The following is an 11,855-nucleotide window of genomic DNA, read 5'->3' on the forward strand; positions in this document are numbered from 1 at the left end:
CAGAGAGGCGGGCGCCCGCGTGATCGGACGAATCGGCATCGACGACGTCGCCCCGGTGATCACCTGCGGGCAGTTCGCCGCGAAAGCCGTTGTCGGAGAATTCGTCCCGGTCAGCGCCACGGTGTGGCGGGAGGGTCACGACGCCGTCGCGGCGACACTCCACGTCGACGGTCCCGGGCGTGCGTCGAGCATCGAGGTGCCGATGGTGCGCGCTCACGAGCCCGACACGTACAACGCGGGCTTCGTCCCGACCACGGTCGGGTACTGGACCTTCCGGATCGACGCGTGGAGCGATCCGTACGCGACGTGGCACCACGCGGTCACCGCGAAGCTCGACGCCGGTCAGGGCCCCGGCGAACTCGCCAACGACCTCGAGATCGGAGCGCGTCTCCTGGCACGCGCCGCCGACGGGGTCCCGTCGTCGGATCGACGACTGCTCGACGACGCCGCCGCCGCACTCCGCGAGGATCGCGACCTGGCGATCCGGGTCCGGCCGGCCCTGTCGCCGGAGGTGGCGGCCGTCCTCGCCGAGCACCCCGTGCGCGAGCTGGTGACCAAGAGTCGCGGGCATCGCGTGTGGGTGGATCGCCCCCGTGCCCTGTTCGGCTCCTGGTACGAGATGTTCCCGCGCTCGACGGGCGGGTGGGACGACGAGGGGCGGCCGGTCCACGGGACCTTCCTGACCGCTGCCGCCGATCTGCCGCGAATCGCCGACATGGGCTTCGACGTGGTGTACCTACCGCCCATCCACCCGATCGGCGAGATCAACCGCAAGGGCCCGAACAACACGCTCACGCCCGCACCGACCGACCCCGGCTCACCGTGGGCCATCGGTTCCGCCGCGGGCGGCCACGACGCCATCCACCCCGAACTGGGCACACTCGACGACTTCCGATGGTTCCTGTCGCGGGCGCGTGAGCTGGACATGGAGGTCGCCATCGACCTCGCCCTGCAGTGCGCCCCCGACCATCCGTGGGCGACCGACCACCCGGAGTGGTTCACGGTCCTCCCCGACGGCACGATCGCCTTCGCCGAGAACCCGCCGAAGAAGTACCAGGACATCTATCCGCTGAACTTCGACAACGACCGTGCCGGGATCTACCGGGCGGTGCTCGGGGTGGTCCTGCACTGGGTGTCGGTCGGCGTGAAGATCTTCCGCGTCGACAACCCGCACACCAAGCCGCCGGACTTCTGGGAGTGGCTCATCGCCGAGGTCAAGAAGCGCGACCGCGACGTGCTGTTCCTCTCGGAGGCGTTCACGCGGCCGGCTCGGCTGTATGGGCTGGCCAAGCTCGGGTTCACCCAGAGCTACACGTATTTCACGTGGCGCACCGCGAAGTGGGAGCTGACGGAGTTCGGCACCGAGATCGCGGCGCACGCCGACGAGGCCCGGCCGAACCTGTTCGTCAACACCCCGGACATCCTGCACGCGAGCCTGCAGACCGGGGGGCCGGGGATGTTCGCACTGCGCGCCGCTCTCGCCGCGACGATGTCGCCGACGTGGGGTGTCTACTCGGGGTACGAACTCTTCGAGTCGCAGCCCGTCCGCGACGGCAGCGAGGAGTACCTCGACTCGGAGAAGTACGAGCTGCGACCGCGGGACTTCAAGGCCGCCTCGTCCCGCGGCGATTCGCTCGAACCGTGGTTGACCGCGCTCAACGCCATACGCCGGCGCCACCCGGCACTGCAGCAGCTCCGCCAGATCACCTTCCACCACGTCGACAACGACGCGATCGTGGCCTACTCGAAGATCGACCCCGTCACCGGTGACCGAGTGGTCGTGGTCGTGAACCTGAACCCGTTCGGCGCCGAGGAGTCGACGCTGTGGCTCGACATGCCGGCGATCGGCCAGGACTGGAACGACCGCTTCTCCGGCGTCGACGAGGTGACCGGCGAGCACTTCCACTGGGGCCAGGCGAACTACGTGCGTCTGGAACCCTGGCACGCGGTGGCCCACATCGTGGCGCTGCCGCCGCTCGATCCCGTCACGGCGACCCGTCTGGCGTACCGACTGCCGTCCGAGGAGGCGACCGGGTGAGCACCACCGACAGCGCGCGACGACCCGACCCGACCGTGTCCGGGACCGACCTGCACCTGCTGCGGTCGGGCACCCACCACGATCCGCACTCCGTCCTCGGCGCCCACCCGGTGTCCGGCGGGACCGTACTGCGCACCATCCGCCCGGACGCCGTGGCGGTGTCCGCGGTCGTCGGCGGGGTGGACCATCCCCTGACGCACCAGTCCGACGGTGTCTTCGTCGGTCTCGTCGAGTACGAGGACCTGATCGACTACCGCTACCGGGTCTCCTACCGCGACGCCGCCGGCGGGACGACGGAGTACGTCGTCGCCGACGGATACCGCTTCCTGCCGACGCTCGGCGAGCTCGATCTCCACCTGTTCGCCGAGGGCCGTCACGAACGACTGTGGGACATCCTCGGCGCCCATCTCCGCAGCTTCGAGACCCCGGACGGGACGGTGTCGGGGACATCGTTCTCGGTGTGGGCCCCGGATGCGGTGGGCGTCACCGTGATCGGCTCGTTCGACGGATGGACGGGTCGCTCGGCGCCGATGCGCTCGCTCGGGTCCAGCGGCGTGTGGGAGGTCTTCGTCCCCGACGTCGGTGTCGGCACGCAGTACAAGTTCCGTGTCACCGGCCGGGACGGCGGTGTGCGGGAGAAGGCCGACCCGATGGCGCGTCGGACCGAGGTACCTCCGGCGACGGCCTCCGTCGTGGACGACTCCACCCACACATGGGGCGACGAAGCGTGGATCACCCGCCGCGCCGCGTCGGTGCCCACCGACGAGCCCATGAGTGTCTACGAGGTCCACCTCGGCTCGTGGCGGGCCGGCCTGGACTACCGGCAGCTCGCGGTCGAACTCGGTGACTACGTCGCCGACATGGGGTACACCCACGTCGAACTCCTCCCCGTCGCCGAGCACCCCTTCGGCGGCTCGTGGGGGTACCAGGTGACGTCCTACTACGCGCCCACCTCGCGATTCGGCACGCCCGACGACTTCCGCGCCTTCGTCGACGCACTGCATGCCCGGGACATCGGCGTGATCGTCGACTGGGTGCCCGCCCACTTCCCCAAGGACGAGTGGGCCCTCGCCCGGTTCGACGGCACCCCGCTGTACGAGCACGCCGACCCCCGACGCGGCGAGCAACTCGACTGGGGCACCTATGTGTTCGACTTCGGACGCAACGAGGTGCGGAACTTCCTCGTGGCCAACGCGCTGTACTGGTTCGACGAGTTCCACATCGACGGCCTGCGCGTCGACGCCGTCGCCTCGATGCTCTACCTCGACTACTCCCGCCCCGACGGCGGATGGACCCCCAACGTGCACGGCGGTCGCGAGAACCTGGAGGCGGTGCAGTTCCTGCAGGAGATGAACGCGACGGTGCACAAGACGTTCCCCGGTGTGGTCACCGCGGCCGAGGAGTCCACGTCGTGGCCGGGCGTCACCCGCGACACGGCTCTGGGCGGTCTCGGTTTCACCATGAAGTGGAACATGGGCTGGATGCACGACACCCTCGGCTATCTCGGCCGCGACCAGGTGCACCGCAGCCACCACCATCACGAGATCACCTTCTCGCTCATGTACGCGTGGAGCGAGAACTTCATCCTGCCGATCAGCCACGACGAGGTGGTACACGGCAAGGGGACGCTGTGGTCGCGGATGCCGGGCGACGCCCGCACGAAGGCAGCAGGCGTGCGGGTCGCGCTGGCGTACATGTGGGGACACCCCGGCAAACAGTTGCTCTTCATGGGGCAGGATTTCGGGCAGACCGCCGAGTGGTCGGAGGAGCGGTCGCTGGACTGGGATCAGCGGTCCGGGTGGGAGGGCGAGTTGCACGCGGGGATCGCGTCGCTCGTGGCCGATCTGAACGCCGTCTACCGGCGGACGCCTGCGCTCTACAGCCAGGACACCACACCCAACGGCTACTCGTGGATCGACGCGAACGACACCGCGGGCAACATCATCAGCTTCCTGCGGTTCGGCAGCGACGGCAGCGTACTCGCCGCCGTGTACAACTTCTCCGGCGCGACCCGCACCGACTATCGGGTCGGCCTCCCTCGGGCGGGTGTGTGGCGTGAGGTCCTCAACACCGACTCCCCGCACTACAGCGGGTGGGGCGAGGGCAACCTCGGGTCGGTCACCGCGTCCGGGGAGAGTTGGCACGGTCGTCCCGCATCGGCGCGGATGACGTTGCCTGCCAACGGGGCGGTCTGGATCGTCCCCGAGTCCTGACCCGGGCGGGGCGGCGCGGGGTCAGAACAGCGCGCTGGCGAGCTTCCGCCGTGCGGCGGTCACGAACGGCTCGGCCGGGTCGAACAGTTCGAACAGCGAGAGCAGTCGTTCCCGTACCCGGGACCGGTCGTCGCCACCGGTCGCCCGGATGGTGGCGATGAGCCGGTCGAAGGCGGCGTCGGGCTGCTGGTCGAGCAGGAGCACGTCGGCCGCGGCGAGCGTCGCGTCGACGTCGGTCGGATCGGTTGTGTCGACGACGGACGGGTCGTGCGCGCGTGCGCGGACGACGAACTCGATGTTCCGGGCAGCCGATGCCGCCTCGACGTTCTGCGGGTCCTGTTCGGCGAGTGCGCGATACGCCTCGAGGGCGCCCTCGAAGTCACCGTCGTCGAGGAGCTGGCCGGCCGCGTCCATGCGCGGGTCGCCGGGCTCCTCGACGGGCACGTCGTCGTCCCCTGCGGGCAGACCGGTGAGCCGGTCGGACACCTTGCCGAGGATCTCGTCGATCCATGCCGAGATCTGCGCCTCGGGCTGCACACCCTGGAACGCCGAGACCGGCTGTCCCGCGGCGATGGCGACCACCGTCGGGATCGACTGCACGCCGAACGCCTGGGCGATGCGGGGGTTGGCGTCGACGTCGACGGTCGCGAGGATCCACCGACCGTCGGCCTGGTCGGCCAGGCGCTCGAGGACGGGTGAGAGCTGCTTGCACGGGCCGCACCAGGTGGCCCACAGGTCGACGACGACGAGTACTTGCTCCGACCGGGCGATGACCTCGGACTCGAAGGTGGCCTCGGTGATCTCGACGATCGACGGGACGGATCCGGCCGCGGCGGGTCGATCGGTGGGCTGCTGCGGTGGACGCGGAGGCGCCGCGGCCCGGCTGCGCTCGGCGTCGGCACGTTCCTTGAGGCCGGAGAGGTCGACGGCCCCGGACATGGCCGCGGCCCGGGCGAGCGCGCCTGGCTGCGCGCGGTTCTGAGGTCGGCTCACACGTCCAGTCTGGCACGGATCGTCGGCGTGTCACCACGCGCCCGTGCGCCTCGGGAGCCGCCCCGGCCGACGACCCCGGCCGCGACGCACCCGAAGGCCATCGCCGCGACGGCGACCCACAGTGCGGTCCCCAATGTGGTCGCGCGACTGATGAACCCGACGAGGGCGGGACCGGCGAGCATCCCCAGATAGCCGCAACCGACGACGGTCGAGATGACGCGACCACTCGGTCGCGCCGTGAGGTTGCCCGCCGCGGTGAACAACTGCGGGACCCCTCCCGCCACCCCGATCCCGAACACGGCCCACCCGAGGATGCCGACGGCGGGTACGGGCGCGGCGATCACGATCGCCATCCCGACCGCCGCGACCGCTGCGCCACCGCGCACGACGGCGACCGGGCCGAACCGCGCGGTCACACGGTCGGCGAGGAACCGTCCGACGAGCATCGTCGCGCTGAACGCGCCGAACGCCACCGCACCGACACCGTCACCCACATCGAACCGTTCGGTGGTGTGCAGGGCACTCCAGTCGTACGCGGTCCCCTCGGCGAGCATGAGCGCGAAGGCGACCGCGGCCATGACGACGATGCGTCCGCGTACGCCGGCGGGGAACCGAGCCCCGTCGGCGGGATCCGGGTCGGGACCGTCGTGGTCGGATCGGTGTCGTCCGGGGGTGAGGGAGCTGCGGATCACGGCGATCGCACCGAGTGACGCGACCGCCACGGTCACGACCGTGGCGACGACGGGGACGCCGAGAAAGAGGCCGGCCGCGACGATCGCCGACCCGACGACACCCCCGAGGGAGAAGAACCCGTGGAACGACGACATGACGGGGCGCCCGCGGTCCTTCTCGACGACGACGGCGTGCGAGTTCATGGCGACGTCGAGCGCACCGTTGGCGAGCCCGAACAACCCGAGCGCGATCGCGAGCTGCCAGGCGGTGGTGGCCAACACCGGCGTCACGGTGACGACCGCGAGCGCGGCGGCCGCCACGACGACGACGCCGCGGGACCCCCGCCGGTCGATGATCGGCCCGCAGATCTGCATCCCGAGGAACGCGCAGCCGCCCAACAACAACAGCAGGGCACCGAGCGTGCCGTGATCGATGCCGGTGGTGGTGGAGATGATCGGGATGTGGGCCACCCACATCGCCGCGAGGAGCCCGTTGACGAGGAAGACGGTGGAGACCGCGCGTCGGCGCGCCGGCCACGGGATCGTCGGGGTCGACGGAACGGCCGAGACGGTCACCGGCCGATCCTCGGCCGGTGGCTCACGCCAGATGCTCGTCGACGCGACGGACTTTCGCGGTGAGCTGGTCGTCGAGGCCCGGCCGGATGTCCGCCTTGAGCACGAGCGAGACGCGGGGCGCGAGGGCGAGGACCGCGTCGGTGGCGTCCTTGACCACCGCCATCACCTCGTCCCAGTCACCCTCGAGGTAGGTGAACATCGCTGTCGTCTGGTGGCTGACACCCGACGCGCGGACGACGCGGACGGCTTCCGCGACAGCGGCGCTCATGCTGCCGTCGTCCGCGACGGCAGAACCACCGGACGGGGCAAGGCTGAAGGCGACGATCACCTGTCCACGGTCACACGGAAGCAGCGCGCTTGGCAACGGCGCGACGGTCGCCGTCCTGCTCGAGGCGACCGCTGCGCTGGGCCCAGACCTCGAAAACCAGCGTCCCGAACGGCGGGATGCTCGAGAACAGCGCCCACGCCGTCGTCGGGACCGACCACCGCAGAACGCGCGCGGTGACCAGCGAGACGATCACGAAGACGATGAACACGATCCCGTGCACCATGCCCGGGACCGCGACCGCCTGGGCGTGGCCCTCGACCCACTTGAAGTACATGGCGATGAGGAGCGCCAGCCAGGTGATGGCCTCGAGGATCGCCACGATGCGGAAGACGCGGGCGACGGTGCGGGGGTCCAGGACGGAACTCATGGCCCCCATTGTGCCCGATGCCGCCAACTCCTACTACCAGAGGTAGTAGAGGTCACCGTGCAGGTCAGGACCGAGCGGGCACCGTGAGGATCAGGGCGTCACCCTGGCCGCCGGCACCGCAGAGCGACGCCGCCCCGGTGCCGCCACCGCGACGCTGCAGTTCCAAGGCCAGATGCAAGGCGATGCGGGCCCCGGAGATCCCGATCGGATGGCCGATCGCGATGGCGCCACCGTTGACGTTCACCTTCTCCGGATCGACGCCGAGCTGCTGCGTGGAGGCGAGTCCGACGGCGGCGAACGCCTCGTTGATCTCCAGGAGATCGAGATCGGCGGGACTGATCCCCGCACGGGCGCAGGCCTTCTCGATCGCGTTGGCGGGCTGGGCCTGCAGCGACGAGTCGGGCCCGGCCACCACGCCGTGCGCCCCGATCTCGGCGAGCCAGGTCAGGCCCATCTCGGTCGCCTTCTCCTTGCTCATCACGATCACGGCCGCAGCACCGTCGGAGATCTGCGACGAGTTGCCGGCGGTGATCGTGCCGTCCTTGCGGAACGCCGGACGCAGACGCGACAGCGAGTCGACGGTGGTGTCGGCACGGATGCCCTCGTCCTCGGTCACCTCGACCGGGTCACCCTTGCGCTGCGGGATGCGCACGGGCACGACCTCGTCGGCGAAGACACCGTTCTTCCACGCCGCCGCGGCACGCTGGTGCGACCGCGCGGCGAACTCGTCCTGCTGCTCACGGGTGAACGTACCGGCGACGTCGGAGGTGACGTCGTTGGCGTACTCGGTGAGTGCCCCCATCGGCTGATCGGTGAACGGGTCGTAGAGACCGTCGAAGGCCATGTGGTCGACGAGCTCGGTCGAGCCGTACTTGAACCCGCTGCGGCTGCCCGGCAGCAGGTGCGGCGCCTGCGACATCGACTCCTGCCCGCCGGCGACGATGCACTCGAACTCACCGGCCCGGATCAGCTGATCGGCCAGCGCGATCGCGTCGATACCCGACAGGCACATCTTGTTGATCGTCAGGGCCGCGACATCCCACCCGATGCCGGCCTTGATCGCCGTCTGCCGGGCGGGCATCTGCCCCACCCCGGCCGTGAGGACCTGACCCATGATCACGTAGTCGACCGCCGACGCCGGGACGCCCGCCTTGTCGAGCGCACCGCGGATCGCCGTGGCGCCGAGGTCGACGGCACTGACATCCGCGAACGCACCCATCAGGCGTCCGACGGGGGTACGGGCTCCGGCGACGATGACCGACGACATGGATACCTCTTCGTTCTCGGGGCGACCGCGGTCGCATCTGCACTGGGGTGACCGGGACCGGCCCGGCCCGAGCGATCACTCGGTGACAACGGTACCGTCAGAGCATGTCGACAAGCGCATCCACCTCCCCCACGTCGGCCTCGTCGTCGGCGACGGCCGCCATCGGCGATCTGGTGACGGCGATCGACCACGTCGGCATCGCCGTACCCGACCTCGAGGCGGCCAAGGCCTGGTACGCCGACACCCTCGGCTTCGTCTGCCTGCACGAGGAGACGAACACCGATCAGGGCGTGGTCGAGGCCATGGTCGGACCCGCCGATGCGGGACGGACCGGGGCTGCGCAGATCCAGTTGCTGGCGCCGCTCGACGACTCGTCGACCATCGCGAAGTTCCTCGATCGCAACGGACCCGGGCTGCAACAACTCGCCGTCCGGGTCACCGACGTCGACGAGGTCGTCCGCCGGCTCACCGGGCAGGGTCTGCGTGTCCTGTACCCCGAACCGCGCCGGGGGACCGCGGACTCGCGCATCAACTTCGTCCACCCCAAGGACGCCGGTGGTGTCCTGCTGGAACTGGTGGAACCCGCCGCCGACGTGCACTGATCCCCACACGCCGGACCTGCAGACACCGTACGAGGGCCAAGTAAGCTACGCGGCATGCCGGAACACGATCAGGGCCCATCGCACGGACTCCCGTTCGCCATCGCGATGCGCGGGTACGACCGCGACCAGGTGGCCGAGTTCTTCGCCCGATCCGACGCGGAGTTGCGCGTCATCGCCGCCGACCGCGATGCCGCCGCAGCCAACGCGCGCGAGCTGGCCGAACACCTCGACGACGCACGCGACGAGATCGAGCAGCTCCGGCGCGAGGTCGACTCCCTGTCGGTACCGGTGACCACCGCCCAGGGGATGAGCGACCGCATCTCGCGCATGCTGCAGCTCGCCGCCGACGAGGCCTCCGAGATGCGTGCGAACGCCCAGGCCGAGGCGGCCGAGATCCTGTCGGTCGCACGTCAGGAGGCGGCGCAGCTGCGAGAGGACGCATCCGAGGAGGCCAACTCGCAGCTGGCGTCGGCGAAGGTGGAGTCGCAGCGGCTGCGTGGCGAGGCCGCCCGTCTCGAGGAGGAGGCACGTTCTGCACACGACGAGAACGTGCGGTTCGTGTCCGAGCGCACCGCGGCGATGGAGGCCGAGCACACGCGGACGATGACCGCGGCCAAGGAGGAGGCGGAGCGCATCGTCGCGAACGCCCGCGCCGAGGCGGAGGAGCTCGACGCACAGGCACGACGCGATCGCGAACGGACGCAGGAGGACTTCGACGTCACCATGGCCGCGCGTCGGGACAAGGCGGTGCAGGCGGTCAAGGAGCTCGAGCTGACCTCCGAGGCCACGGCTCGCGAGCTGATCGACAACGCGAGCGCCGAGTCCGAACGCCTGCTCGCGCGGTCGCATTCACTGGCGACCGAGCGCGTCACCCGATCGGCCGAACTCGTCCAGAGCGCGCGCCAGCTCCGCAGTCGCATGCTGGCCCAGCTCACCGAGGTGCGCACCCAGCTCGACGAGCTCCCCCGCCTGCTGGCCGAACTGGACGGCGAGGAGGACCTCGTCGAACTCGACAGCACCGACCTGCTCAACCAGGGCCTGTCGGAGGATGCGCAGATCTCGCGGTCCTGAGGCGCGTCAGCGGAAGCCGGTACGGGTCCGCCGTCCGCGCCAGCAGCCGGTGTGCCAGTGTCGACGCTCGTCACCCGATCGATCGTCGGCGGGCCAGGCGACCACGTGCGCGGTGCCGGGCACGATCGTCTGGTTGCAGCCGGGGCAGAGGTAGGGCTTCACGGCACGGTCGGCGGAGATCGGGCGCACGGAGTGGTCTCGGTCCAGACCGGCGGGACCGCTCTCCGTGCGCGTCGTCCCGCCGGATACGCCGCGGGGACCCGCGGGCGGTCGACGGTTGCGGCGGGGCATGCTCAGAACAACCGGAACTCGGTGCTCTCGATGCCCCGCAACGCGTCGTAGTCGACCGTGACGCACCGGATCCCGCGGTCCTCGGCGAGGGTGCGCGCCTGCGGCTTGATGACCTGGGCGGCGAAGACGCCGGCGACCGGCGCGAGAGTGCTGTCCCGGTTGAGGAGTTCCAGGTAGCGCGTCAGCTGCTCGACACCGTCGATCTCGCCACGACGCTTGACCTCGACCGCCACGGTGCCGCCGGCGGGGTCCCGGCACAGGAGGTCGACAGGGCCGATCGCGGTCATGTACTCACGGCGGACCAGGGTGTACCCGGGGCCGAACGTCTCGACGTGCTCGGCGAGCAGCTCCTGCAGGTGGGCCTCGACACCGTCCTTGACGAGGCCCGGGTCGACGCCGAGCTCATGGGCCGAGTCGTGCTCGACCTCTCCGACGAGGATGCGCAGTTCCTCCCCCGCCTTGTTCGTCACGATCCACAGAGCCGACGCGTCGGCGTCCTCCGGTGCGGGATGCTCGACGAGGGTGCACGGCGGACTCATCCAGTTCAGCGGCTTGTAGGCACGGTCGTCCGCGTGCACGCTCACCGAGCCGTCGTTCTTGATCAGCAGCAGGCGCTTGGCCCGCGGCAGATGGGCGGTCAGCCGCCCGACGTAGTCGACCTGACATTCCGCGATCACCAGACGCACGGTGTCACCCTAGTGGCGTGACCGAACCATCCCGACACGACACCCACCCGCCCGCCGTACAGCGCGAGAGCGGCTGCGAGGTGTACCGGAACGCATGGATGACGGTGACCGAGGACGTCGTCCGCAGGAGCGACGGGTCGACCGGGATCTACGGGGTCGTCCACCGCAGCCCCGGTGTCGTGGTGATCGCACGGCGCTTCGGCGACACCGAGTCGTACTGCGTCGTCGAGCAGTACCGCTATCCGCTCGCGGCGAGACGGTGGGAGTTCCCCGCCGGTACCGCCGAGGTCGATGAGCTCGACACACTCGCAGCGGCAGCCAGAGAACTCCGCGAGGAGACGGGCATGGTCGCGACGACAGTCCAGGTCCTGGCGACTCTCGACGTCGCACCGGGCTTCACGTCGCAGCGCACCACGATCGTCCTCGCCGATGATCTCGCCGTGGGCACGCCGGCCCGCGATGCCACCGAGGCGGACCTGCGGTGGACGTGGTGGACACGGGACGAGGTCACGGATGCGATCCGCTCCGGCCTGATGGTCGATGCCCAGTCGATCGCGGCCTGGGGTGTCTTCCTCACCCGATGATCCGAGCGCCGAAAAACCCCCGGAACAGCACGATGCCCCCGCCGTGAGGCGGGGGCATCGTGGGATGTTGTGTTCGGCGGTGTCCTACTCTCCCACACTGGTTAGGGTGCAGTACCATCGGCGCTGGAGGGCTTAGCTTCCGGGTTCGGAATGGGGCCGGGCGTTTCC

General features: G+C 70.1%; 12 protein-coding genes and 1 rRNA gene. 5 read left to right on the forward strand and 8 right to left on the reverse strand.

Translation table 11 applies throughout. The features are described from left to right. Positions 1–19 precede the first annotated feature (19 nt). Together ACXVUM_RS19330 and glgB are read left to right on the forward strand one after the other, a co-directional pair. Positions 20–2,038, forward strand: coding sequence for an alpha-1,4-glucan--maltose-1-phosphate maltosyltransferase (locus tag ACXVUM_RS19330; RefSeq protein WP_458523519.1), 2,019 nt, complete (start codon positions 20–22; stop codon positions 2,036–2,038). Beyond that, positions 2,035–4,251 carry a 1,4-alpha-glucan branching protein GlgB gene (gene glgB / locus ACXVUM_RS19335; protein WP_458523520.1) on the forward strand — a complete coding sequence of 739 codons (2,217 nt, stop codon included), beginning with the start codon at positions 2,035–2,037 and terminating at the stop codon, positions 4,249–4,251. The genes ACXVUM_RS19330 and glgB overlap by 4 nt, the downstream gene beginning before the upstream one ends. Before the next feature lie 21 nt (positions 4,252–4,272). Here the strand turns inward: glgB and ACXVUM_RS19340 are convergent, their stop codons facing one another. The 5 genes from ACXVUM_RS19340 to ACXVUM_RS19360 are packed head-to-tail and all read right to left on the reverse strand — an operon-like array spanning position 4,273 to position 8,453. After that, on the reverse strand, positions 4,273–5,190 hold the full coding sequence (locus ACXVUM_RS19340; RefSeq protein WP_458523574.1) for a tetratricopeptide repeat protein: 918 nt from the start codon (positions 5,188–5,190) through the stop codon (positions 4,273–4,275). Between the two features lie 50 nt (positions 5,191–5,240). Beyond that, on the reverse strand, positions 5,241–6,491 hold the full coding sequence (locus tag ACXVUM_RS19345; protein WP_458523521.1) for an MFS transporter: 1,251 nt from the start codon (positions 6,489–6,491) through the stop codon (positions 5,241–5,243). Positions 6,492–6,513: 22 nt separating this feature from the next. After that, positions 6,514–6,819: a thiamine-binding protein gene (locus ACXVUM_RS19350; protein ID WP_458523522.1), complete on the reverse strand. Its 306-nt coding sequence runs from the start codon at positions 6,817–6,819 to the stop codon at positions 6,514–6,516. Positions 6,820–6,829: 10 nt separating this feature from the next. Further along, entirely contained in the window at positions 6,830–7,195 is a 366-nt protein-coding gene (locus tag ACXVUM_RS19355) for a DUF3817 domain-containing protein (protein ID WP_458523523.1), read from the reverse strand. Between the two features lie 55 nt (positions 7,196–7,250). Further along, entirely contained in the window at positions 7,251–8,453 is a 1,203-nt protein-coding gene (locus ACXVUM_RS19360; RefSeq protein WP_458523524.1) for an acetyl-CoA C-acetyltransferase, read from the reverse strand. A 104-nt stretch (positions 8,454–8,557) separates the two neighbouring features. On the opposite strand from ACXVUM_RS19360, the gene mce reads away from it, so the two are divergent. Both mce and ACXVUM_RS19370 read left to right on the forward strand, forming a co-directional pair. After that, positions 8,558–9,055 carry a methylmalonyl-CoA epimerase gene (mce, locus tag ACXVUM_RS19365; protein WP_458523525.1) on the forward strand — a complete coding sequence of 166 codons (498 nt, stop codon included), beginning with the start codon at positions 8,558–8,560 and terminating at the stop codon, positions 9,053–9,055. A gap of 54 nt (positions 9,056–9,109) precedes the next feature. Then, entirely contained in the window at positions 9,110–10,126 is a 1,017-nt protein-coding gene (locus ACXVUM_RS19370; RefSeq protein WP_458523526.1) for a DivIVA domain-containing protein, read from the forward strand. Between the two features lie 6 nt (positions 10,127–10,132). Here ACXVUM_RS19370 and ACXVUM_RS19375 read toward each other — a convergent pair whose 3' ends face one another. Together ACXVUM_RS19375 and nucS are read right to left on the reverse strand one after the other, a co-directional pair. Next, positions 10,133–10,417: an ATP/GTP-binding protein gene (locus ACXVUM_RS19375; protein ID WP_458523527.1), complete on the reverse strand. Its 285-nt coding sequence runs from the start codon at positions 10,415–10,417 to the stop codon at positions 10,133–10,135. A 2-nt stretch (positions 10,418–10,419) separates the two neighbouring features. Further along, complete coding sequence (nucS, locus tag ACXVUM_RS19380) at positions 10,420–11,103, reverse strand: endonuclease NucS (protein WP_458523528.1); 684 nt, start codon at positions 11,101–11,103, stop codon at positions 10,420–10,422. Positions 11,104–11,201: 98 nt separating this feature from the next. Between nucS and ACXVUM_RS19385 the strand changes: the two genes are divergently transcribed. After that, positions 11,202–11,687 (forward strand): NUDIX domain-containing protein, encoded by a 486-nt coding sequence (locus tag ACXVUM_RS19385; RefSeq protein WP_458523575.1) that lies wholly within the window; start codon positions 11,202–11,204, stop codon positions 11,685–11,687. A gap of 71 nt (positions 11,688–11,758) precedes the next feature. Here ACXVUM_RS19385 and rrf read toward each other — a convergent pair. After that, positions 11,759–11,855 (reverse strand): 5S ribosomal RNA (gene rrf, locus ACXVUM_RS19390); the annotation flags it as partial.

It is taken from the genome of Williamsia sp. SKLECPSW1, assembly GCF_054332755.1.